Annotated in this window: 20 protein-coding genes and 1 pseudogene; 14 read left to right on the top strand and 7 right to left on the bottom strand. The window is 66.5% G+C overall.

The features are described from left to right. Positions 1 to 27: 27 nt before the first annotated feature. On the bottom strand, positions 28 to 2,031 hold the full coding sequence (locus ACVIJ6_RS20965) for an oxidoreductase (RefSeq protein WP_456774247.1): 2,004 nt from the start codon (positions 2,029 to 2,031) through the stop codon (positions 28 to 30). Positions 2,032 to 2,187: 156 nt separating this feature from the next. On the opposite strand from ACVIJ6_RS20965, the gene ACVIJ6_RS20970 reads away from it, so the two are divergent. From ACVIJ6_RS20970 to ACVIJ6_RS21020, 11 genes are all read left to right on the top strand, one after another. Next, complete coding sequence (locus tag ACVIJ6_RS20970; RefSeq protein ID WP_456774248.1) at positions 2,188 to 3,012, top strand: GntR family transcriptional regulator; 825 nt, start codon at positions 2,188 to 2,190, stop codon at positions 3,010 to 3,012. Then, positions 3,009 to 4,232 carry an ABC transporter substrate-binding protein gene (locus tag ACVIJ6_RS20975; protein WP_012045885.1) on the top strand — a complete coding sequence of 408 codons (1,224 nt, stop codon included), beginning with the start codon at positions 3,009 to 3,011 and terminating at the stop codon, positions 4,230 to 4,232. The genes ACVIJ6_RS20970 and ACVIJ6_RS20975 overlap by 4 nt, the downstream gene beginning before the upstream one ends. Positions 4,233 to 4,533: 301 nt before the next feature. Continuing rightward, the gene (locus ACVIJ6_RS20980) at positions 4,534 to 5,406 is read left to right on the top strand and encodes a branched-chain amino acid ABC transporter permease (RefSeq protein ID WP_456774249.1); all 873 of its coding nucleotides are present in this window, start codon (positions 4,534 to 4,536) and stop codon (positions 5,404 to 5,406) included. Next, on the top strand, positions 5,403 to 6,374 hold the full coding sequence (locus ACVIJ6_RS20985; protein ID WP_456774250.1) for a branched-chain amino acid ABC transporter permease: 972 nt from the start codon (positions 5,403 to 5,405) through the stop codon (positions 6,372 to 6,374). Before ACVIJ6_RS20980 ends, ACVIJ6_RS20985 begins: the two co-directional genes overlap by 4 nt. Further along, complete coding sequence (locus ACVIJ6_RS20990) at positions 6,374 to 7,117, top strand: ABC transporter ATP-binding protein (RefSeq protein WP_456774251.1); 744 nt, start codon at positions 6,374 to 6,376, stop codon at positions 7,115 to 7,117. The genes ACVIJ6_RS20985 and ACVIJ6_RS20990 overlap by 1 nt, the downstream gene beginning before the upstream one ends. Further along, positions 7,110 to 7,811 carry an ABC transporter ATP-binding protein gene (locus tag ACVIJ6_RS20995; RefSeq protein ID WP_456774252.1) on the top strand — a complete coding sequence of 234 codons (702 nt, stop codon included), beginning with the start codon at positions 7,110 to 7,112 and terminating at the stop codon, positions 7,809 to 7,811. The genes ACVIJ6_RS20990 and ACVIJ6_RS20995 overlap by 8 nt, the downstream gene beginning before the upstream one ends. Before the next feature lie 43 nt (positions 7,812 to 7,854). Then, on the top strand, positions 7,855 to 8,733 hold the full coding sequence (locus ACVIJ6_RS21000) for an isocitrate lyase/PEP mutase family protein (protein ID WP_456774253.1): 879 nt from the start codon (positions 7,855 to 7,857) through the stop codon (positions 8,731 to 8,733). Continuing rightward, positions 8,730 to 10,463: a hydantoinase B/oxoprolinase family protein gene (locus tag ACVIJ6_RS21005; protein ID WP_456774254.1), complete on the top strand. Its 1,734-nt coding sequence runs from the start codon at positions 8,730 to 8,732 to the stop codon at positions 10,461 to 10,463. The genes ACVIJ6_RS21000 and ACVIJ6_RS21005 overlap by 4 nt, the downstream gene beginning before the upstream one ends. After that, positions 10,460 to 12,517: a hydantoinase/oxoprolinase family protein gene (locus ACVIJ6_RS21010; protein WP_456774255.1), complete on the top strand. Its 2,058-nt coding sequence runs from the start codon at positions 10,460 to 10,462 to the stop codon at positions 12,515 to 12,517. Before ACVIJ6_RS21005 ends, ACVIJ6_RS21010 begins: the two co-directional genes overlap by 4 nt. Beyond that, complete coding sequence (locus ACVIJ6_RS21015; protein WP_456774256.1) at positions 12,514 to 13,128, top strand: cysteine hydrolase; 615 nt, start codon at positions 12,514 to 12,516, stop codon at positions 13,126 to 13,128. The genes ACVIJ6_RS21010 and ACVIJ6_RS21015 overlap by 4 nt, the downstream gene beginning before the upstream one ends. A gap of 188 nt (positions 13,129 to 13,316) precedes the next feature. Next, positions 13,317 to 14,696: an FAD-dependent oxidoreductase gene (locus ACVIJ6_RS21020; protein WP_456774257.1), complete on the top strand. Its 1,380-nt coding sequence runs from the start codon at positions 13,317 to 13,319 to the stop codon at positions 14,694 to 14,696. A gap of 6 nt (positions 14,697 to 14,702) precedes the next feature. On the opposite strand, the gene ACVIJ6_RS21025 is transcribed toward ACVIJ6_RS21020, so the two are convergent. The 5 genes and pseudogenes from ACVIJ6_RS21025 to ACVIJ6_RS21045 form a co-directional block, all read right to left on the bottom strand. Continuing rightward, positions 14,703 to 15,470: an ABC transporter permease gene (locus ACVIJ6_RS21025; protein ID WP_456774258.1), complete on the bottom strand. Its 768-nt coding sequence runs from the start codon at positions 15,468 to 15,470 to the stop codon at positions 14,703 to 14,705. Further along, complete coding sequence (locus tag ACVIJ6_RS21030) at positions 15,467 to 16,234, bottom strand: ABC transporter permease (protein ID WP_456774259.1); 768 nt, start codon at positions 16,232 to 16,234, stop codon at positions 15,467 to 15,469. The genes ACVIJ6_RS21025 and ACVIJ6_RS21030 overlap by 4 nt, the downstream gene beginning before the upstream one ends. 332 nt (positions 16,235 to 16,566) lie before the next feature. Beyond that, a pseudogene (locus tag ACVIJ6_RS21035) lies at positions 16,567 to 17,035 on the bottom strand (ATP-binding cassette domain-containing protein); the annotation flags it as partial. 201 nt (positions 17,036 to 17,236) lie between these two features. Beyond that, entirely contained in the window at positions 17,237 to 17,944 is a 708-nt protein-coding gene (locus ACVIJ6_RS21040; protein ID WP_456774260.1) for a GntR family transcriptional regulator, read from the bottom strand. Next, positions 17,944 to 18,879, bottom strand: coding sequence for an ABC transporter substrate-binding protein (locus tag ACVIJ6_RS21045; protein WP_456774261.1), 936 nt, complete (start codon positions 18,877 to 18,879; stop codon positions 17,944 to 17,946). The genes ACVIJ6_RS21040 and ACVIJ6_RS21045 overlap by 1 nt, the downstream gene beginning before the upstream one ends. Positions 18,880 to 18,975: 96 nt before the next feature. Here ACVIJ6_RS21045 and ACVIJ6_RS21050 point away from each other — a divergent pair, with 96 nt between their 5' ends. Both ACVIJ6_RS21050 and ACVIJ6_RS21055 read left to right on the top strand, forming a co-directional pair. After that, positions 18,976 to 19,965 carry a fumarylacetoacetate hydrolase family protein gene (locus tag ACVIJ6_RS21050; protein ID WP_456774262.1) on the top strand — a complete coding sequence of 330 codons (990 nt, stop codon included), beginning with the start codon at positions 18,976 to 18,978 and terminating at the stop codon, positions 19,963 to 19,965. A gap of 59 nt (positions 19,966 to 20,024) precedes the next feature. Beyond that, complete coding sequence (locus ACVIJ6_RS21055; RefSeq protein ID WP_456774263.1) at positions 20,025 to 20,801, top strand: cyclase family protein; 777 nt, start codon at positions 20,025 to 20,027, stop codon at positions 20,799 to 20,801. Positions 20,802 to 21,057: 256 nt separating this feature from the next. Here ACVIJ6_RS21055 and ACVIJ6_RS21060 read toward each other — a convergent pair whose 3' ends face one another. Next, a complete protein-coding gene (locus tag ACVIJ6_RS21060) occupies positions 21,058 to 21,672 on the bottom strand; it encodes an SOUL family heme-binding protein (protein WP_456774264.1) in 615 nt (204 codons plus the stop codon). Between the two features lie 1,088 nt (positions 21,673 to 22,760). Between ACVIJ6_RS21060 and ACVIJ6_RS21065 the strand changes: the two genes are divergently transcribed. Then, positions 22,761 to 23,558, top strand: coding sequence for a fumarylacetoacetate hydrolase family protein (locus tag ACVIJ6_RS21065; protein WP_456774265.1), 798 nt, complete (start codon positions 22,761 to 22,763; stop codon positions 23,556 to 23,558). Positions 23,559 to 23,685: the final 127 nt, after the last annotated feature.

A 23,685-nucleotide genomic window follows, 5' to 3' on the forward strand; every position in this document is an offset into this window, starting at 1 on the left:
TCCTCAGTCGATATCAACGCTCTACCCTCATGTCGTGAGTCCCGAGGCTGCAGGGAAGGGGGCCCGTGCCGCCATGTGGCCCTGATACGTCGCCTCCAGCGCCGTGCGCGGCGCATTGTTGTCGCCGGCCTGCATCACCGGAAGCCCGGCCCGGCGCAGCGCTAGATAGAGCGTCTGGTCGGCGCTGTTGTGATCGACGGCAATCAGTGCCGAGAACCCTGTCATCCGTTCGATGTCGCCGGTGGAGAGATCCTCGACCTCCAGGGTCTCGCCATCGTACGAGCGGACCGCGCGCAAGGTCGCGATCCTCACCTTGCGCTCGCGCAGGCGGCGGCCGTTGGCGAGCGTCGAATAGATCGTGGTGCGCCAGGCGTAGCTCGTGGCCGGAACGAACAAGGTCACGGTCTTGCCGAGGTCGGCGAAATGCTCCAGCGCCGCCAACGTGCCCCATTCGCCGGTGCGGTCGAACACCGCCACCGATGCGCCGAGCCTGTCCGGCGCACGCAGCGCGTCGGCCAGGGTGAAGACCGGCCCGTTGCCGGGGACCGGCATTGGCGTCGTCGTCGAGCCGGTCGCCAGGATGATGCGATCGGCGCCAAATGCCGCGATCTCGGCTGCGCTGGCCTCCTTGTTGAAGATCGTGGTGACGCCGAGCCGCGCGAGTGCCGCAATCTGGAACGCGACGAACGACTCGAAATTCGCGCGCTTCGGCATCAGCCAGGCCGTGCGCAACTGGCCGCCGAGCTGATCGCTGCGCTCCCACAGCGTGACATCATGCCCGAGCGCAGCCGCGACGCGCGCGGCTTCGAGGCCCGCCGGGCCGCCGCCGACGACGAGGAACTGTTTGCGCGCGCTACGCGGCAGCGCTTCGGGCTCGTCGAAGCTGACTTCGAGCCCGGCGATCGGATTGATCAGGCAACGGATCGGCAGGTTCCGCTCCAGCATGCCGGCGCAGCCCTGGTTGCAGCCGATGCAGCGGCGGATCTCGTCGAGGCGGCCCTCGACCGATTTCCGCACGATCGCCGGCTCGGCGAGATGCGCGCGCGCCATGCCGACGGCGTCTGCGTGGCCGGCCGCGATCATGGCATCGGCCTCGTCGAGTCCCGTAAATCGGCACACGGCAAAGACCGGCGTGTCAAACCCCTGTGTCCGTAGCTGGGCGCGGATGCGCGCGGGCAGGCTGCGGAACGGCGCCGGGTCGAACGCCATGTCGGCCATCTGCGTCGCCAGCGAATAGCTCGCGATATAGGCCGAGTGCGAGACGTTGACGAAGTCGATCCTCGTCTGCCGCGCCAGAATCGGCACGATCCGCTCGGCCTCGTCGATGCCGAGCCCGCCCTCGGCATATTCCTCGCCGCTGATGCGGATGCCGAGGCAGAAGCCGGCCCCGAGCTCGGCGCGCAGCGCCGCCAGCACGCGGGCCGGAAAGCGCAGCCGGTTCTCCAGCGCGCCGCCATACTCATCATTTCGTTTGTTGGAGAGCGGCGACAGGAACTGCTGTAGCAGATGACCATGCGCCATCTGCAGCTCGATGCCGTCGAAGCCGGCCGCGACCAGGTTGCGCGCCGTCACGAGGTGACCCTCGATCACTTCCTCCATGTCAAATTCGTCCATGGGACGTGGCGGCAGCGCCGAGATCGACCACGGGATCGGCGAGGCGCCCCATGCCACGGTGCGCTCGAAATCGCCTTCGACCTGCCGTCCGAGATGGATGATCTGGCCGAGCATCACCGCGCCCTCCGCCTTCACCGCATCGGTGATGCGGCGGAACGGATCGATGCAGGCAGGGTCGAAGCCGCACACCGCCTGCGGCCGGCCGAGCGAATTGGCGTGCACGCGGATGGATTCGAAGATATTCGCACCGACGCCGCCGCGCGCGCGGGCGCGGTGATAGGCGAGGTGCTGCGCGCTCGGCAGATGGTGCTCACCGAAATTCGTCGTGTGTGCGGGAACGAAGATGCGGTTGCGGAAGCGCAGGGGGCCGACGTCGAGCGGGCTCAGCGCCTGTGCAAATGGCTGATGCTGCGACAAATCGCGTGATCCTCCCCGCGCTCAATCCATGGCTCGATGGATGGCTCGATCCTTGCTTCGATCGCGCCGGCCGAGCCAGTTGACCTAAGCTGTCGTATTTTCTATACACCTCATGTATTGAAAGCAAGATAGCTCGAAATCACTGGGGCCCCTGCCTTGCGCGCCGCGTCCGAGCCACTGAAGGCACGACGGATCTACCTGCTGCTGAAGGACAAGATCGCATCCGGCGAGCTTGCGGACGGCGAGCGGCTGCCCGGCGAGTTCGCGCTGGCCGAGGAGCACAATGTCTCCCGCGTCACCATCCGCCAGGCGCTCGATTTGCTCGCGTCAGAGGACCTGATCCAGAAGAAGAGCGGGCTCGGCACCTTCGTGCATCGTCCGGCCTCGAAGGTGCGCACGGTGCTCGCCGACGTCGCCAACATATTCGCGCATCTGATCGAGATGGGCCGCACCACCGACGTGCAGCTGCTGTCGTTCGACTATGTCGCGCCGCCCGACCAGATCCGCGAGGCGCTGCAACTCGCATCCGACGAGCGGTCGCAGCGCTCGGTGCGCGTCCGCCTGGTCGATGGCGTGCCGTTCTCCTATCTTATCGCGCATGTCCCGGAGCGCATCGGCCGCCTCTATTCACGCGAGGATCTTGCGCGCGTGCCGCTGTTGGAGTTGATCGAGCGCTCAGGGCTGACCAGCGCGTCGGCGCGCCAGGAGATCAGCGCCGTGCTGTCGGGGCCTGACGTGGCCGAGGCGCTCGACATCGATGTCGGCATGCCGCTGGTCGCCTTGCGTCGCACGGTTTACGGCAAGGACGGCCAGCCGATGGAGCATTTGCAGGCGCTCTATCGGCCGGATCGCTACACATTGCAGATGAACCTCGAACGGACGGGTGACGAAGGGCACCGGCACTGGAGCCCGACTGCCGAGGTGTACCGCAGGGAGCGCCCGCGCCGGCGGCCGCCAGTCAGGAAAGTGGGGAAGTCATGACGCGCATATCGAAGTCCATGTCACGGCGCACCGTGCTCAAGAGCGGCGTCGCGCTCACCTCGATGCTGGCGGCGCCCGGTTTGCTCCGCGCCGAGCCGGCGCCGGTGAAGGTCGGTCTGCTGCAGCCGATCTCCGGCGCCTTCGCGCTCGACGGCGATCTTGCCAAGATCGGCGCCGAGTTCGCGATCAAGGAGATCAACGACGCCGGCGGCATCAAGGCGCTGGGCGGCGCCAAGCTCGAACTGGTCGTCGGTGACAGCCGCTCCAATGCCGAGGCCGGCGCGCAGGCGACCGAGGAGCTGCAATCGGCCGGCGTCGCTGCCGTGCTCGGCGGCTTTGCCTCAGGCATAGCGCTGACCGCGACGCAGACCGCCGCGCGCTACGATCTGCCGTTCGTGGTCGATTGCGCCGTGGCCGATACGATCACCGAGCGCGGCCTGAAGAACACCTTCCGCTTCAACCCGAATTTCAGCATGGCCACCGCGGTCGCGCTGAAGAACCTCGTCAAGCTCAATGACGACGCCGGCAAGCCGATCAAGACGGTGGCGATCGTGCATGAGGACGGCCTGTTCGGCTCCGGCCTTGCCAAGATCATGCAGGAGAAGCTGCCGCCACTCGGCTTCCAGATCGTCGAGACCATCGCCCATCCAACGCCGGCGCGCGACATGACCAACGTCGTGCTGCGGCTGCGCGCGCTCAATCCCGACCTGATCGTGCCGTCGCATTATTTCAACGAGTTCGTGCTGATGGCCCGCACCCTGCAGCAGCAGCGTGTGCGTCCGAAAGGCATCTACGCGGTGTTCGGCGGCGCTGCCTCCAGCTATCGCTTCGTCAACGAGTTCCCCGAGGCCGCCCAGGGCGTGATGGACTGCAACCATTGGGGTGATCCGAAGAGCCCGATCACCGCGAAGCTGCGCGAGACCGTGACCGCGGCCGGCAAGTTCTACGCCTACAACACGCCGATCAACTACTCGCTGGTGAAGGTGTTCGCCCAGGCCGTCGAGAAGGCCGGCAGCGCCGATCGCGCCAAGATCATCGAGGCGCTGGCAGCGAACGAGTTCGACAGCGGCATCATGCCCTACGGCAAGACCAAGTTCGACGCCAAGGGCCAGAATGCGAGCGCCTTGCCGCTGAACACGCAGGTGCAGGGCAAGGACATCAAGGTGATCTACCCGGCCGAATACGCCGAGGCCAAGCCGGTGTTCCCGATCAACGGCTGATCGGGTGCATTGCACGGATGGGGCGAGGTCGAGGCACTGAGGCCCGGTGTTTCGCACGTTGGATTCGAGCATGCGCACCAGGTGCGGTGCGCCCCCTCGCCCCGCTTGCGGGGAGAGGGTTGGGGTGAGGGGGACTCTCCGCAAGCAAGGTGCGCGTGGAGAGTCCCCCTCACCCGGATTGCATCTGACGATGCAATCCGGCCTCTCCCCGCAAGCGGGGAGAGGCGAACAGAGAGCAAGCGGCGAATAGGGTCGCGTACCAGGCAGACCGCATTTCGCATCTGCTGAAATTGAGGATGTCATGTACTCGCCCCAGATCGTCGTGGAGGCGCTGTTGAACGGGCTGATGCTGGGCGCGATCTATGCATTGATCGCGCTTGGCCTCACCTTGATCTATGGCGTGCTGCACATCGTGAATTTCGCCCACGGCGCGCTGCTGACGGTGGCGATGTTCATGGTGTGGCTCGCCTGCGCGCGCTACGGGCTCGATCCCTATCTCGCGATCCTGTTTGTCGCGCCGCTGATGTTCGCGTTCGGCTATGGCCTGCAGCGCTTCATCATCGGCCCGGCCAGCCACGGCAAGGACAATGGCATCCTGCTGGTCACGCTCGGTCTGTCCATCATCATCGAGAACGCGCTGCTCGCCGTGTTCCAATCGGACACCCGCACCATCACCACCGACTATTCGTTCCGCGTGGTCGAGCTCGGGCCGCTGCTGCTGTCGTTCCCGCGGGTGGTCGGCTTCGGCGTCACCATCGCGACCACAATTCTGCTCTGGCTGGTGCTGCACCAGACCGACATCGGCAAGGCGATCCGCGCGGTCGCCAAAGAGAAGCTCGGCGCCAGCCTGGTCGGCATCAGCGTGCCGCATGTCTATGCGATGACCTTCGCGATCGGCTGCGCCTGTCTCGCTGTGGCCGCAGGCCTGCTGATGCCGTCCTTCTATGTCAGCCCGAAGACCGGCGCGGCCTTCGTGCTGGTCGCCTTCACCATCGTCGTGCTCGGCGGCATGGGCTCGATCCCCGGCGCGCTGATCGGCGGCCTGCTGATCGGCGTCGTCGAAGCTGCCTCGAGTCTCTTTCTCGGCGACAGCCTCGGCCAGATCGGCATCTTCCTGATCTTCATCGTGACCCTGCTGGTGCGCCCGACCGGCCTGTTCGGAGCGCGCGCATGACCAAGCCCCGCCTGGCGACGCTCGCGATCATCGTCGCCGCGCTCGTCGCGATCGCCTTTGCCGGCCTGTCCGGCGCGCTGTTGAACCTGATGATCTTCATGATGATCATTGCGCTCGCGGCGCAGGGCTGGAACATCCTCGGCGGCTATGCCGGGCTGTCGTCGTTCGGCCACGCCGCCTTCTTCGGCGCCGGCGCCTATGCGATGGCGGTGCTGCAGACCCGCTTCGGCGTCAACGCCTGGATCGCGCTGGTGATCGGCATTGCACTCGGTGCGCTGGTCGGGGCGTTCATCGGCTTCCTCAGCTTCCGCTCCGGCCTGAAAGGCTCGTACTTCGCGCTGATCACGCTGGCATTTGCCGAGGTCGCGCGCATCCTCGCCAACAGCTGGAACTTCACCGGCGGCGCCGCCGGCATCCTGCTGAAGCTGCAGACCGGCCTGCCTTACCTGCAATTCGCCGACCGGCGCTATTTCCTGCTGATCACCATCGGCTTCGTCGCCATCGGGCTCGTCGTCAGCTGGTGGCTGGAGCATTCGCGCTTCGGCGCCTATCTCGTGGCGCTGCGCGAGAACGAGCAGGCGGCGCAGGCGCTCGGCGTCGACGTGTTCGCGGTCAAGATGAAGGCGATCGCGATCTCCGGTACGCTCACCGCAGCGGCCGGCTGCCTCTACGCGCAGAACTATCTGTTCATCGATGCCAATGTCGCCTTCGGGTCGTGGATCTCGATCGAGGCGCTGTTCGCGGCCATCGTCGGCGGCTCCGGCACGGTGCTCGGTCCGTTGCTCGGCGCGATCGTGCTGCTCGGTCTCGGCGAACTCACCAAGAGCGTGTCGGGAGGCATTCCCGGCATGGACCTGCTCGTGTTTGGCGTCATCCTCGTGCTGTCGGTCGCGTTCTCGCCGAATGGCCTGGTCATGCTGATGAAGAGCCTCGGCCTGCGTGCGCCTGCACGAACGAAGGAGGCGTGATGCTCGAGGTCAAGTCCCTCACCAAGCGCTTTTCCGGTCTCGTCGCGGTCGACCAGGCGTCGCTGTCGGTCGCCAAGGGCTCGATCACCGGCCTGATCGGGCCAAACGGCGCCGGCAAGACCACGCTGTTTGCGATGATCGCGGGCTTCCTGCAGCCCGACGGCGGCAGCGTCAGCTATGACGGACGCGACATCACGCGGCTTGCGCCGCACGTACGCGCGCGCGCGGGCATCGCGCGCACCTTCCAGATCGTGCAGCCGTTCGAAGGCCTGAACGTGCAGGAGAACATCGCCGTCGGCGCCTATCTGCACACGCATGATGCCAATGAGGCGATGCGGCAGGCGGCTGATATCGCCAAGCGCGTCGGCCTTGGGGCTGATCTCACCAAGGCCTCGTCCGATCTCACCGTCGCCGGCCGCAAGCGGCTCGAAGTGGCGCGCGCGCTGGCGACCAAGCCGAAGCTGCTGCTGCTCGACGAGGTGCTGGCCGGCCTCAACCCCTCGGAGATCCGCGACGTGCTGCCGCTGGTGCGCGACATCCGCGACCAGGGCGTCACCATCCTGATGATCGAGCACATCATGCAGGCGGTGATGAATCTCTGCGACACCGTCTACGTGCTGTCGCAAGGACGGATGATCGCGCAGGGCGAGCCCAAGACGGTGTGCGAGGATCCGCAGGTGATCGAGGCCTATCTCGGCCATGGCGCCGCCGAGCGGCTGCGCGCGGAGCAGGCCCATGCTTGAGATCCGCGATCTCCGCGCCGGCTATGGCGGAACGGAAGTACTGCGCGGCGTCAGTCTCGACGTCAACGCCGGCGAGGTCGTCGCCGTGCTCGGCTCCAACGGCGTCGGCAAGACCACCTTGAACAAGGTGCTGTCGGGCGTGGTGCCGGCGACATCAGGCACGATCCGTTTCAATGGTGCGGCGCTGGAGCACGCCGCTGCGCCCGAGATCGTCACCGCCGGACTGATCCATGTGCCCGAGGGGCGCAAGATCTTCCCCAATCTGTCGGTGCGCGAAAATCTCGAGCTCGGCGCCTATTGCCGGCCGCGGCGCGGCCGCGCCGCAAAGCTCGATCAGGTCTATGAGATTTTTCCGAAGCTGACGCAGCGCGCGCGGCAATATGCCGGCACGCTGTCCGGCGGCGAGCAGCAAATGCTGGCGATCGGCCGCGGCCTGATGGGTGAGCCGAAGCTCCTGATCCTCGACGAGCCATCGCTCGGCCTGTCGCCGCTGATGGTGGAGGAGATGTTCGCGCTGATCGCGCGGCTCGCCGCGTCAGGCCTTGCCATCATGCTGGTCGAGCAGAACGTCGTGCAGTCGCTCGAATTGGCCGGCCGGGCCTACATCATGGAGAACGGGATCATCACGCTCTCCGGCCAGGCTGCCGAGTTGAAATCCAATACCGAGCTGAAGCGCGCTTATCTCGGTCTCTAGAGATCGTCGCGTCGGCAGAACTGAGTAGAACAAGGAAACCACAATGAGCCTGAGATCCACTCTGGCATCAGCCGAGACGACGATCGCGCCCGGCGTCTATGACGCGCTGACCGCGAGCATCGCCGCCGAGGCCGGCTTCAAGGCGCTGTATCTCACCGGCGCCGGCATCGCCTATACCAAGCTCGGGCGTCCCGATATCGGGCTGGTGTCGATGATGGAGGTCGCCGACGCCATCGCCATGATCCGCGACCGGGTCGATCTGCCTGTTGTCGTCGACGCCGATACCGGCTTCGGCAATGCGCTGAACGTGCAGCGCACTGTGCGGCTGTTCGAGCGCATGGGCGCCTCGGCAATCCAGCTCGAGGATCAGACCACGCCGAAGCGCTGTGGTCATCTCACCGACAAGACGGTCATCAGCGCCGGCGAGATGGTCGGCAAGATCAAGGCGGCGCTCGACGCGCGGCAATCTGCCGACACCTTGATCGTCGCGCGCACCGACGCGCTGGCGATCGAGGGCATGGAGGCGGCGATCGCGCGCGCCGAGCGCTATGCCGAGGCGGGCGCCGACGTGCTGTTCGTCGAGGCGCCGAAGAGCAGCGAGCAGCTGTCGGCGATCGCCGGCCGGTTGGCGTCGAAGCGGCCGCTGCTCGCCAACATGGTCGAAGGCGGCTCGACGCCGATCCATGCGGCGTCCGAACTCGGCGCGCTCGGCTTCAAGCTCGTGATCTTCCCCGGCGGCATCGTGCGCGCGCTCGCTTTTGCCGCGCGCGCCTACTACCAGTCGCTGGCGCAGGCCGGCACGACCAAGCCGTTCGCCGATCGCATGCTCGACTTCGCCGGCCTCAACGCGATGCTCGGCACCGCGGACATCCTGGCCAACGGTGCGCGCTACGCGGCTGATGACGAGGAGGCACGGGCATGACGACCTTGGATCCAATCACGCTTGCGGTGCTCAAGGGCCGGCTGGAGCAGATCGCCGACGAGATGGACGCGACGCTCTATCGCTCGGCCTTCAACCCGACCATCGCGGAAGCGCGTGATGCCTGCCACGGCATCTACCATGCGACCACCGGCGACACCTTGGTGCAGGGGCAGGGCGGCCTGCCGATCTTCGTCGGCGCGATGGCCTTCGCCGTGCGCGCCGTCATCGCCAAGGTCGAAAAGGAGGGCGGCTTGGAGGAAGGCGACACCTTCATCTTCAACGACCCCTATGACGGCGGCACGCATCTCAACGACTTTCGTCTGGTGCGTCCGGTGTTCCGCAACGGCAAGGTCTTTTGCTGGATCGCCTCGGTTGGCCACTGGCTCGACATCGGCGGCAACGTCGCCGGCGGGTATAATCCGAAGGCGGTCGAGAGCTTTCAGGAAGGCATGCGCATTCCGCCGGTGAAGCTGATCGCGGCGGGGCGCATGAACCATGACATTATCAGCATCATCGAAGCCAATTCACGGGTGCCGATGTCGAACTGGGGCGACCTCAACGGCCAGCTCAACGCGCTCGATCTCGGCGAGAGCAGATTGCGCGCATTGCTCGACGATTATGGCGATACGACCGTGGCCGACGCCTTCGAGGCGTTCTCCGACCGCGCCGAGACATTGATGCGCGCAGCCATCGCCTCGCTGCCCGACGGCGCCTATTCGTTCGAGGACGTGCTCGACAATGACGGCATCATCGACGAACCGCTGACGGTGGCGCTCGACGTCACCATTGCCGGCGACACGATGACGCTCGACTTCACCCGTTCGTCCGGCGCCTGCAAGGGCCCGATCAACATCTCGCGCTCGACCACGATCGCGGCCTGCTATGTCGCGCTGAAGCATGTGTTCACCGAAGTGCCCGCCAATGCCGGCTGCCTCCGGCCGATCGCGTTCGAGATCACCGACGGCTCGCTGCTGGCGGCCGGGCCGCCGAAGCCGGTCGCGGGCTATACCGAGACCATCCTGCGCCTGATCGGCGTCGTGCTCGGCGCGCTCGCCAAGGCCGACCCGGCGCGCGCCACGGCCGCGCCGTTCGGCACCATCAACGCATTGTCGATCGCCGGTCATCGCAGGGACAACAGCCGCTTTGTGATGTTCTCGTTCTTCGGCGGCGGCCTCGGCGGCAATCCGGCGACCGATGGCCTCAACCATGCCAACAATCCGATCTCCACGGCGACCATTCCTCCGGTCGAAATTCTTGAAGCGGCCTATCCTGTGATGTTCACGCAATGGGCGCTGCGCCCGGACTCCGCCGGCGCCGGCACCCATCGCGGCGGCGTCGGCGCGATCTACGAAGTCGAGCTGCTGGCCGATGCCGATGTGGCGCTGCTCGGCGAGCGCGGCAAGGCGGCGCCGTTCGGCGTTGCCGGTGGCGGCAGCGCCGCGCTCAATCGCTTCACCTGGCAGACGGATGATGGCGAGGCGAGCCCGCCGATGGTCTCCAAGATCACCGATCTGCATCTCAAGGCGGGCAAGCGCTTGCGGCTGGAGACGCCCGGAGGTGGCGGTTGGGGGCCGCCGGACATCCGGCCCGCATCGGCGGTCGCCCACGACGTCGCGCTCGGCTTCGTCTCGCCGGCGCAGGCGCGCGAGGTCTACAAGGTCGCGGTAGCAGCTGATGGCGTGGTCGATGAAGCTGCCACGCGCACGCTGCGCGCGGGAGGTGCGGCATGAGCAAGCTCGGCAGCATCGTCGGCGTCGATGTCGGCGGCACCTTCACCGATCTCTTTTATTTCGACGAGGCCAAGCGGACCTTCCGCACCAACAAGGTGCCGTCGAACCGCGGTGACGAGGCGACAGGCTTCCTCGAAGGCCTGCAAGGGTTCGGCGCGGTCTCGCATCTCACCTCGATCGTGCATGGCACCACCGTCGGGACCAATGCGCTGCTGGAGCGCAAGGGCGCGCGCATCGGCCTGATCACCACGCGTGGCTTCCGCGACGTGCTGGAGATGCGCCGGCGCGACCGCCGCAACACCTGGGGCCTGTGGGGCGATTTCGTCCCCGTGGTCGAGCGCGACATGCGCGTCGAGGTCGACGAGCGCGTGCTGTCCGACGGCTCCATTCGTACCGCCGTCGATGTCGCGCAAGTCGAGGCGACCGCACGCGCGCTGCTCGCAAGGGGGGCACAGGCGCTGGCCATCGTGTTCATCAACGCCTTCGCCAATCCCGAGAATGAGCGCCGCGCACTGGAGGCCGTGCAGGCGATCTGGCCGAACGACAATGTCGCCTGCTCGAGCCAGATCCTGCCTGAGATTCGCGAGTTCGAGCGGACATCGACGACCGCGCTCAACGCTTATCTGCAGCCGGTGGTCGGCTCGTATCTGCAGAAGCTGCAGAACGCGCTGGCGGGCGAGGCGTTCGATGGCCGTTTCCACATCGTGCAGTCCAATGGCGGCGTGATGTCGACGGATGCGGCGCGGCGCTTCCCGATCCGCACCGCGCTGTCGGGCCCGGCGGCCGGCGTGATCGCCGCGGCCGAGATCGCCAAGGCCGCCGGCTTCCCGAACGTCATCACCGGCGATCTCGGCGGCACCTCGTTCGACGTGTCGCTGGTGGTGGATGGCGCGACCTCGCTGGCGGCGCAGACCACGATCGATTTTGGCTTGGTCGTGCGCACGCCGATGATCGAGATCACCACGATCGGCGCCGGTGGCGGCTCGATCGCGCATGTGGATGCCGGCGGCCTGCTGCAGGTCGGCCCGGAGAGCGCGGGCTCGCGACCCGGCCCGGTGTGCTATGGCGGCGGCAATGAGCGGCCGACGCTGACCGATGCCAATGTCGTGCTCGGCCGCATCAATGCGGAGAGGCCGATCGGCGGCAAGCTGAAGGCGCTCGACGTCGAGGCGGCCAAGCGCGCCATCGCGCGCCATGTCGGCGAGCCCTTGGGTCTCGGCGTGATGGAAGCGGCGGAGGCGATCGTGCGCATCGCCGACAGCAAGATGGCGGGCGCGATCCGGCTGATGTCGATCGAGCGCGGCCATGATCCGGCGCGCTTCGCGGCGGTGCCGTTCGGCGGTGGCGGCGCGCTGCACGTCTCGGCGCTGATCAAGGATGTCGGGCTGAAGGCGGCGCTGGTGCCGCGCTATCCCGGCGTCACCTCGGCGCTCGGCTGCGTCATCGCCGACATCCGTCACGACCAAGTGCAGACGCTCAATCTGTTCGTCGACGGCCTCGACATCGCGGCGCTGACGGGCTGGATGCTGTCCGAAGCCGAGCATGCACAGGCCGTGGTGAAGGACGCGCGGCTCGCGGTCGAGCGCATCGACGTCATGTTCGAGCTCGACATGCATTATGTCGGCCAGACCCACACCATCCGCGCCACTCTGCCGGCCGATATCAGTGACGGTGCCATCGCGCTGACCGTCGACGATGTGCGCAAGGCGTTCGAGACCGCCTATCAGAAGAGCTTCAGCCGGCTGTTGCCGGGCGTGCCGATCAAGATCGTCAACCTGCGCACCGCGGCGATCGGCGTGCGACCGCGTTTCGATCTTTCGGCGCTCGCGCCGGATCACAGCGCCGATCTCGCCAAGGCTGATCGCGGCAGCCGCGAGGTCTGGTTCGACGGCAAATGGTGGAGCACGGCAATCTATGCGCGGCTCGATCTGCCGGTCGGCAGCGACATCGCTGGACCCGCGATCCTGGAGCAGCCGGATGCGACGACGGTGATCGCGCCCGGCTTCAAGGCGCGGGTGGATGCGTTCGGTAACGTCATCGTGGAGCTGATATGAGCGATCACCCCATCCCGGCGGCGCAGAGTGCGCTCTTGATCGTCGATCTGCAGAACGACTTCCTTGATCCGAAGGGCGCCTATGGCCGCGCCGGACAGACGGCGGCTGATATCGCTGCGCTGCCGCCACGGATCAAGCCGTTCGCCGATCTGATGCGGAGCAAAGGCGGCTTCATCATCTCGACGCAGTTCACCCTGGTGCCGGGCAAGGACGGCGAGCCCCTGATATCGCCGCATCTGAAGCAGCTGCGGCCGTTTCTCGCCAAGGGCGATTTCCTGCCGGGCGCCTGGGGCCATCAGCTGGTCGACACGCTGCAGCCGGCCGATCTCACGATCGAGAAGATCGCCTATTCGGCGTTCTATATGACGCGGCTGGAATGGGTGCTGCGCAAGTGCCGCATCGAAAAGCTCTACGTCGCCGGCATCGTCACCAATGGCGGCGTCGCCTCGACGGTGCGTGATGCGCATATCCGTGACTTCGAGACGGTGGTGCTGGACGACGGCTGCGCGGCGTTCACCGCGGAGACGCACGCCACCGCGATTGCGGCGCTGAAGCCGGTGTGCCGTGTGGTGTCGATCGCGGAAGCGATGACGGAGCTGGCGGCCTCATGAGGGCGCGCGCAGTCCTTTGGCGCCTCATGGTTCTCAAGGCGATGCGAGAGCATCGCCGGAACGCGCCGCGCGCGGCGCTCCTCGCCATGAGGGGAGAGAGCTGGGCCACAACAAAGATCCTCGTCCTGAGGAGCTCGCCGCAGGCGAGCGTCTCGAAGGACGGCGCGCGGGCGCGGTGAGAGTTGGTCATGAGCACCATCGAAGTCGTCGAAAGCATTCCGGAGGTTCAGGTCGACTGCCTGATCATCGGCGCGGGCGCGGCCGGCCTCGTCGCGGCGCTGTCGGCGGTCGAGAGCGGGGAGAGCGTGCTGGTGCTGGAGCGCGACAGCGTTCCGCAGGGCTCGACGGCGCTGTCCGCGGGACTGATCCCGGCGGCCGGCACGCGCTGGCAGGCCGCGCTGGGGATCGACGACAGCCCTGCATTGTTCACCGCCGACATCCTCCGTAAGGCGCATGATGAGCCGGACCCTGCGCTGGTGAAGCTGGTCACCACCACGATCGGACCGACGCTGGAATGGCTCGCCGACGGCCATCAATTGCCGTTCTCGCTGGTCGACAATTTCACCTATCCCGGACATTCCGCGTTGCGCATGCACGGCCTGCCGAGCCGCGCGGGACGCGAACTCATCGACAGGCTGCGCACGGCCGCCGAAGCGGCCGGCATCGATATTCTCTGCGAGGCGCATGCGACGACGCTGCTGGTTGATCCCACGCAACGGATCATCGGCGTGCGTTGCACGCGGCCCGACGGTACAACGGACGAGATCGGTTGCCGCCGCCTGATCCTCGCCTGCAGCGGCTATGGCGGCAATCCGGCGCTGGTCGCGCGGCACATCCCGGAGATGGCTTCGGCCGCCTATTTCGGTCATGTCGGCAACCAGGGCGATGCGCTGGTGTGGGGCGGGCAGCTCGGCGCGGCGACGCGCGATCTCGGCGGCCATCAGGGCCACGGCTCCGTGGCGCATCCCGCGGGTATCCTCATCAGCTGGGCGACCATCACCGAAGGCGGCTTCCAGGTGAATGCGAGGGGAGAGCGCTTCTCCAACGAGGCCTCCGGCTATTCCGAGCAGGCGTCGAATGTTCTGGCGCAGCCTGACGGCGTCGCCTGGACCATCTTCGATGCGCGCATCGCCGGCATCGCCGCGCAGTTCGAGGATTTTCGCAACGCGCTCGCGCATGGTGCGGTGCTGGAGGCGGCGGACATCGCTGATCTCGCGGTCGCCATGCGCGTGCCGGCCGAGGCGCTCGCCGCGACCTGCGACGAGGTCGCCGCGGCCAAGTCGCAGGCGCGGGCCGATCGCTTCGGCCGCAGCTTCGCCGGCGTCCCGCAGCTCGCGCCGCCCTATCGCGCGGTGAAAGTCACCGGCGCGCTGTTCCATACCCAAGGCGGCCTCGTCATCGACGATCGTGCGCGCGTCGTGCGCAGGGACGGCGGCGTCATCGACAACCTGTTTGCCGCCGGCGGCGCCGCCTGTGGCGTCTCCGGCGCCGACGCCTCGGGCTATCTCTCCGGCAACGGCCTGCTCACCGCTGTCGCGCTTGGCCGCGTCGCCGGGCTGGCGCGCTGAGCTCAGTCACCGTCGCGCGGCCTGCCAGCGCAGCAGCCGGCTCTCCGCGGCGCCCATCGCGAGCGCGGTGATATAGCCGATGATACCGAGCAGCATCACGCCGGCGAACAAATCGGCCGAGCGGAAGGCGCGCGCCGAGAGCAGCACCCATTGGCCGAGGCCGTCGAGGCCGGCGAGCATCTCGCAGACGACGGCGAGGATCAGCGCGACGGTCAGGCTGAGCCGCATGCCGGCGAGAATGTCGGGGGCCGCCGACGGCAGCGCGATCTTGAGGATCACCGCGAGCCGCGACATGTGCAGTACCCGCGCGACCTCATAGAGCCGCGGCTCGACCGCGGCGAAGCCGTGGATGGTTCCGAGCAGCATCGGCCACAGCGAGCCGAACGCGATCACGAACAGCGCCATGCTCTGGTTCAGGCCGAACGCCGCGATCGCGACCGGAATGATCGCCGACACCGGCAGCGGCCGCAGCAGCTCGAGCGTCGGCGCGACATAGATGCGCATCGCCTTCGATGAGCCGATCATCGCGCCGAGCGCGATGCCGGCGATCGACGCGAGCAGCCAGCCATAGGCCATGTGTGTCAGCGTGCCCGTGAGCTTGGTCAGGAGATCGCCGTTCGTGAAGCCGCGCAGCAGCGACGCCGAGGCGCGGTCGGGACCGGGCAGGAACACCGGCGAGATCAGGCGTTGATCGGCCGCGAGCTGCCACAGCGCGATGACGCTGGCGGCGACCACGAAGCTGGCGCAACGCCAGGCAATCACGGACCATCTCATGCGTTGTCATCCGTCAATGCGGCGCGGCCGAAGAGAGTCTGCTGCGCAGCCGTCAAAGCGGCATTGAGCGCGAATCCGGTGACGCCGATCCACACCAGATAGGCCAGCATCAGGTCCGGCCGCAGCGCCTGCTGCGCCGTCATGATGCCGGCGCCGAGGCCGAGCGGGTTGATCGCGATCTCCACCGTGACCGCGACGATCAGCGCGATGCCGGCGGCGAGCCGAAACGCCAGGACGATTCGGGGCAGGGCGGCGGGAAGCACGATTTTCCTGATGCGATCGAGCTGCGTCAGCCGCAGCACGCGCGCCACCTCGATCAGCCGCGGCTCGATGCTGCCGACCGCGGCACGCGTCACGATCAGCACCGGCCAGACGCAGGCAAAAGCCACGATCGCGATCTCCATGCGATAGCCGAAGCCGAGCGCGATCAGGGCGATCGGCAGCAGCGCCACCGACGGGATCGGCCGGATGGCTTCGATCGTCACTTCCATCAGCCGGCTGAGAACGTGCGAGAGCCCCAGCACGACGCCCAGCACAAGGCCGATGGCGCCCCCGATCGCGAGACCGGCGAAGGCCGAGGCCAGCGTGTCACGCGTCGCCGCGAGCAGCGAGCCGTCGGCCAGCGCGCCCGCCAGCGCGAGCGCGATCGCGCTCGGTGGCGCCAGCGAGTCGCTTTGCACGGCGGCGAGCCGCATCCAGGCCTCGAAGACCAGCAGCGCCGCGATCGGCAACAGCAGGGGCTTGATGCGCTCCCGCATGCTCATTCGCTCGCCTTGATGAAGTCGAACAGCGCACGCCGCAGCCGCAGGAATTCCGGATGCTCCCGCGTCGCCAATTGATCGCGCGGCCGCGGCAGGTCGATTGTCAGCTCCAGGCCGACGCGGCCAGGATGCGGCAACAGCCCCACGACCCGGTCGCCGAGATAGATCGCCTCTTCGAGATCATGCGTCACGAAGACGACCGTGGCGCCGGTCGACGCGACCAGCGCCAGCAGTTCGTCCTGCAGTCCTTGCCGTGTCATCGCATCCAGCGCGCCGAACGGCTCGTCCATCAGCAGCGCCTTGGGGTCTTGCGCGAGGCAGCGCGCGATCTGCAGCCGCTGCTGCATGCCGCCGGACATCTCCGTCGGATACTTCGCCGCATGGCCGGCGAGCCCCACCTTGGCCAGCAGCTCGGCGATGCGCGCCGCGCGCTGCGCCGAGGGCATGCCGATCGTCTCCAGCGCCAGCGAGACGTTGCCGGCCGCCGTGCGCCACGGCAGCAGCGCCTTGCCGTAATCCTGGAACACGACGGCGATCTCGCGCCGGGGGAGCGCGCATGACCTCGCCCTCGAAGCGCACTGCGCCGCCGGTCGGCTGATAGAGGCCGGCGGCGAGCCGCAGGGCCGTCGTCTTGCCGCAGCCGGAAGCGCCGACCACGCACAGGATCTCGCCGGCCGTGACCTCCAGGCTGATGGTGTCGATGATCGCCTTGCCGCCGAGCACCAGCGCGACCTTGTCGAACGTGATCTGCGCGCGCGCAGGCGCGGGAGACGATTGCACCAAGGCGAGGGCAGGCTCTGCCATCTCAGGCTCCCTTCGGTTGATGGGGCGAGCGCATGGGAGGACGGCAACCTGTGGCCGACACGCCCCGCGCCGTCATGGCCGGGCTTCGTCCCGGCCATCCACGTCTTTCGAAGTCCTGGGTCGGCGTGGATGTCCGGGATGGAGCCCGGGCATGACGAGCAACCAATTGGCAGATGTCCCAGCGTTGCCGGCCTTTTGTCATCATATGCCAGTTCTCTGCTGCGGTTCTGGATAGACGATGGCGACAGTGGAGCGCAGATGGGCCTCGAGCCGCGCTTGCGCGGCGGGGGCATCGCGTGCGAGGACGAGGTCGGCCAGCGCCTCGTGCTCCCGGATGAAGCCGCGGCCATCGTCGAAGCTGCGCATCATGACGCGACGATAGCGGTAGGCCTGGTCGTAGAGATCGGAATGGGCCGCGAGCAGACGGCGCGAGCCGCAGGCGGACAGCAGCGCGGTGTGAAAGGCCTTATGTAACCGGTCGAACTCCGGCGTACCTTCGCTGAACTCGCTTTGCATGCGCTGGATGTAGCGGCGCATCTGATGTAGTGCGGCGACGATGCTGGCCTCCCACGGGTCGCCGCCATTCAGCATCGCCAGCCGCAGCGCCTCCTTCTCGACCACCGTGCGCATCCGTGTGATGTCGACGAGATCATCACGGCTGACCTCGGCGACGCGAAAGCCGCGCTGCCCGATGCCGACGATCAGGCCGCGCGACACCAGCCGCGACAGTCCCTCGCGCAGCGGCGTCGGCCCGATCTCGTAGCGCTTGGCGAGTTCGACGATGCCGAGCCGCGAGCCCGGTGCGAGCAGTCCGGCGACGATATCGCGCTCGATCAGCGCGGCGGCGCGCTCGCTGAGCGTGTCGCCGCTCGCCGACTCGGTCTGCGGGATCGGAAGCGAGGCCGTCATCAGTCGAGGATCAGCTTCTTGAGGTCGAGCTTGCTCTGCAGCATCTTCTGCGCGGACATCACGTCGATCCACCAAGCGAGTTGCTCGGGCTTCAGCACCGGCTCGGACTGATTGGGCGTCGTCAGCTTGACCAGATCGAGCGGCTGCTTGGTGAACTTGGCGATTGCGGCCGAGGCTTTATCACGATCATTGTTGACGATCGGGGCCGCCTCGGCGATGGCCGCGCGGAATTTCTTCACCGTCTCCGGGTTCTTCTCGGCCCATTCGCGCGACGCTGCGTAGAAGATGATCGGCTCGGTGCGGGCAAGCTCGGCCGCGTAACGCGTGCCGACGGTGCCGAGATTGGCGTTGCTCATGCGCATCACGAACGGTTCGGCGGTCAGCACGGCGTCGACACCGCCCGACTTGATTGTGTCGGCCATGGTCGGGAATGTGACCTCGACGAAGTTGACGCTCTTGGGGTCGACGCCTTTCTCCACCAGCCATTTCACGAACAGCACGTGCAGGAAGGCGCCGATGCCGGGCGCGCCGACTTTCCTGCCCTTGAAGTCCTGCGGGCTGTTGATGGTGATGCCGTTGCGCACGAAGGCGGCGATGGCGTCGTTGGAGGTCTTGTTCATGATCGACGCGCCGGACACCGCGACGAGGTCGAGCCCGCCATCGGCGGCCTGCAGGAAGACCGTGGAGGTCGGCCCGCCGATCTGGATCGAGTTGGACAGGATGGCAGCGGGGATGTTCGAATTGATCCCGATCAGCACCATCTCGGCGTCGAGCCCATGCTTCTTGAAGATGCCCTCGTCGACCGCGATCATCGCCGATGCGCAGTCCGAAGTGGCCGTGCAGCCGATCTGGATCTTCTCGGCAAGTGCCGCTGATGTCAGTGCGAACGCGGTCAGCACCGAGCCGACAACAGCACCCGTGAGCCGATGACGCATTGTTGACTCCTCCCCGGGCGTCCATTCGAACGCCTCTTGTTTATCGATATTTTCTATGTTTGTATATTTTTAGATAGAACACAAGGGGAGGCCGGCGTGAAACTTGCGACATTTCGAACCGAGGGCGGGGAGCGGATCGGCGTGGTCCATGCCGGCGATACCAAGCTCTTTGATCTCGCCGCGGCCGCCGGGCGGACCGGAACGGCCAATCCGGCCTTCGCTTCGATGCTGTCGCTGATCGATGCCGGTGAGGGCGGGCTCGATGCCGCACGCGCGCTGGTCGAGCGGTATGGCAATGATGAGGGCCTGTCGCGCGACGTCGCCAGCACCGAGCTTCTCGCGCCGGTGTCGGAGCCGCGGCAGATGCGCGACGGCATGTCGTTCCCGCTGCACATCCTGCAGGCGCCGCGCGGCCAGTTGAAGCTTGCGGCGCGCCAGCGCGGCGATGCGGACGAACTCGCGCGCATCGATGCGGAGCCGCTGGGAGAGTTGCCGGACGTCTATCGAAAGGTGCCGATCTTCTACATCACCAACCGCTTCAGCGTGCGCGGACCCAATACGACCGTGAAATGGCCGCGCTACAGCAAGGTGATGGACTATGAGCTGGAGTTCGGCATCATCACCAAGGGGCGGGGCAAGGACATTCCGGCGGCGAAGGCGCGCGACCACATCTTCGGCTTCACGATCTTCAACGATTTCTCCGCACGCGACACCCAGCGGGTCGAGATGGAGGGGCGGCTCGGCCCTTCCAAGGGCAAAAGCTTCGATGGTGGCAACGTCATGGGACCGTGGATCGTGACGCCGGACGAGATCGGCGATCCCTACCGCCTCAAGATGGAGGCGCGCGTCAATGGCGAGGTGCGCTCGCGCGGCGTCAGCGAGGGCATGCTGTTCTCGTTCGAGGAGCTGATCGCCTATATCAGCAAGGACGAGACGTTGATGCCGGGCGAGTTCATCGGTTCGGGCACCGTCGGCAATGGTTGTGGCCTCGAGCTCGGCTGGTATCTCGAGCATGGCGACGAGATCGAGCTCGAGGTCGAGAAAATAGGTGTGCTGAAGAACAGGGTCGAGCGGCAGGACGTCTGACCCTGCTATCACGACGCCGTCGAGCCGATCACGACAACAACAACGGGAGAGGACCGCCCATGGCCCGCAAGCTGATCGACATTTCCGTGCCCTTGCAGAACGACGTGCCGGCCGACCCGCCGGGCAACCATCCGACCATCACCTATATCGACCACCAGCAGGGACTGCCGCGCATGCTGCAATTCTTCGACGGGTTGAAGGCCGAGGATCTGCCGGACGGGCAGGGATGGGCGGTCGAGCAGGTCAACCTCTCGACCCATAACGGCACGCATCTCGATGCCCCCTGGCACTTTCATCCGACGATGAATCGCGGCGAGCGCGCCTGGACCATCGACGAGGTGCCGCTGGAATGGTGCCTGCAGCCCGGCGTGAAGCTCGACTTCCGGCACTTCCCCGACGGCTATGTGGTGACCGCGAAGGATGTCGAGGAGGAGTTGAAGCGGATTGGGCACACGCTGTCGCCGCTCGAAATCGTCGTCGTCAACACCGCCGCCGGTGCCCGCTTCGGCCAGGCCAATTACGTCAATTCAGGCTGCGGCATGGGCTATGAGGCGACGATGTATCTGCTCGAGCGCGGCGTCCGCCTCACCGGCACCGACGGCTGGAGCTGGGATGCGCCGTTCGTGTTCACTGCCAAGACCTATGCCGAGACCCATGACGCCAGCATCATCTGGGAAGGCCACAAAGCCGGCCGCCACATCGGCTATTGCCACCTGGAGAAGCTGCATAATCTGGAGCAGCTGCCATCGACCGGCTTCACCGTGTCGTGCTTCCCGGTGAAGATCGAGCGGGCGTCGGCCGGCTGGACGCGGGCGGTGGCGATCATCGATGCGTGAGCAGGCGACCTGAGTGACGCGGACCGCCAGCGTGTTTGATGAGGAGCGCATTGCGAGCGCTTCTCCGCTTGCGCCCCGGCGATCGTATTTGACCGTCCGAGCTTTCGCTCCTCTGTCTCAACGTCGTCATGGCCGGGACAAGCCCGGGCATGACAGAGAAACAGACTGGCAGGGTTGCTCATCGCGGCCGCGTGAACACGCAAAGAGAGACCGAACAGCTAAAATGCTGACTGAAATTTGAGTCGTTCGGAACGTCCTAACAACCGCACGCCAGCATCACCTCGTTCCGCCGCAGCATCGGCAACGTCCAGGGCGGGTTGTAGAACGCGAGCAGTGGCGATCCGGTGACGGTCAGGCCCTTGCGCTGCGCATAGCCGCGCAGCTCGCGGGTCTTCTCGGCGATGATGCCGTCGGAGTAGGAGCCCGAGAATGTGATCGCGACCATGCGCTGTGCCGGCAGCGAGCTCAGCTTGATGCGCGTGTCGGCCGGCGGCGGCAGGGTGTCGAGCGACCAGCTCGACGGCATCACGAAGCTGACCTTCCAGCGATCGCTGCCGGTCTCGTCCCCCGGTGCCGGCGACGCCGCAGCCTGTTGCTGCACCGGCGCGGTCATTGCGATCTTCATCTTGCCCTGATTGGCACCGAAGATGTAGCCGCCGATGATGCGAAAGCCCTCCTCGATGGCCGGCTTGCGTGCGCCCTGCACCTCGGCCTCCGCAATGATCATCGGCGCATAAGCGCGGATCTCGAACTCGCCGTCGCGGCTGACGGTGTCGTATTTGGGATGTTCGACTTGGCTCATCAGCGGCCCCGCGGCAATGGCGGCGCCGGCGATCACGAGCACGGCAAGGCCGGCCAGCCAGATCAGCATGCGGCGTCTCCTTGGTGGTGTCGGCTCGGTCATGGCGTTGCGCCGTTCGGTTGGGTGTCAACGAGGAAACGAGGCGGGAGGTCCCGCGGATCAGGTGGTGAGTGCGTCGCCCGCTTCCGCCCTTCGAGACGCCCGTCTGCGGCGGGCTCCTCAGCATGAGGTCCGATTCTGTTGCGGCGGGTCGAACGTGATTGCTCCACGCTGCTCCTCATGGTGAGGAGCGCCGCGCAGCTGGTCAAGCTCATCGAGCGGTCGATACGGCCGCGCGTCTCGAACCATGAGGCCAGGGTGTCGCGGCAAAGGCTGCAATTCGCGCGCAACATATCTATGGGCTCCGTGTTCGCTTGCTGCTTGCGGTGACCGACCCGACGGGCGACTCAGTCGAGCCGCGAAGACCAACTGCACCGCCGAGCCGCCGTCGCAGGCTCTTGGAAGCGCGCATCAGTGAATGCGCCGAAAGCGATAATTCCGCAGCGCGCTCAGCACGATCACCCCTGTCCAGATGCCAGCGCGAAAATTTCGCGATTTCGTATTTACAGAAATGATGCTCTGCTTCCTCCATCCCGCCTCATGCAGAGGGACGTGCGCGTCGTCACGATACGGAGCGGCGGGGAGCGGTGGCCGCGGGTCTGTCAGGCGCTGTTGCGCAAGACGACTGGCAATTCGCGGACGGTCAAGCCGTGTGGTCCTGGCGCCCCGATGCTGGCGCCAAGCCTGAGGGACATGACGTGTCGCTCAGGTGACGGGGGCAAGAAAGCCGGTCCCCGGGGAGAGCTCGGAGCAGCCGTGAAGACCATCGCGCAGGGAAGGCCGGGTCTGTCCGGCTGAACCTGTGGTACCTGCCGCCTGCATTTTTTTCCGCAGGCGGGCCACGGGCCTCAGTCGAGGTCCGGTCTTCCCTGCGCCCTCGCGCCGCGAGCCGAGGGGGGGCGATCATCGCTTCGGGCGCATGCTGCGCCGCGAGAGCGACGGCGCGTGCGCGATCGGTGGTGCTGGCATAATGGATATGCTTAGCAGTCGAGAGCGCCGAACGCGGCGCTGACGACAAACAGGCCGCCGATGCAACGGCTGACTCAGGAGGAACCCCCATGACTGACACCTCACGCCGCCATCTTCTCGTCGGCGCCGGCAGCGCGGTTGCTGCGGCTGCGCTGATGGCGGACACGCGTCCTGCCGCCGCACAGGCCGGGCCGAAGCCGATCTTCACGGTGCCGGCCGTGACCATTCCGATTGTCGGCGGGCAAAGCGTGTTCCCGGTCCGCCGCATCTACTGCATCGGCCGCAACTATGCGGCGCATGCGATCGAGCGCGGCTCCGACCCCAGCCGCGAGCCGCCGTTCTTCTTCCAGAAGCCGACCGATGCGATCCAGAATGTCGCGATCGGCGAGGTTGCCGATCATCCCTATCCGTCGCTGACCAGGAACTATCACCACGAGGTCGAACTGGTCGCGGCGCTGAAATCGGGCGGCACCAACATCCCGGTCGAGTCTGCACTCGACCACGTCTATGGCTACGCGCTCGGCCTCGACATGACCCGGCGCGACCTGCAGAACGGCATGGCCGCGGAGAAGAAGCCGTGGGAGATCGGCAAGAGTTTCGACCATGCCGCCGTGATCGGTCCGATCCATCCGGTAACCAAGGTCGGTCATTTTACCAAGGGCGCGATCTCGCTCGCGGTCAACGGCACCGTCCGGCAGAACTCCGATCTTACCAAGATGATCTGGAGCGTCGCCGAGCAGATCGCGAAACTCTCCGAGGCGTTCGAGCTCAAGGCGGGCGACATCATCTATTCCGGCACGCCGGAGAATGTCGGCCCGGTCGTCAAGGGCGACGTGCTCTTTTGCAAGCTGGAGGGCTTGCCCGACATGTCGATCAAGATCGTCTGAGGGCGGGGCGCCAAAGGCGGGGCGATGTGGATGCACTCCGCCACCGTTCGATACGAGCCTCATGGTTCTCACGGCGATGCGAAAGCATCGCCTGAACGCACCGCAAGCGGCGCTCCTCACCATGAGG

The sequence above is a fragment of the Bradyrhizobium sp. USDA 4369 genome (assembly GCF_054056435.1).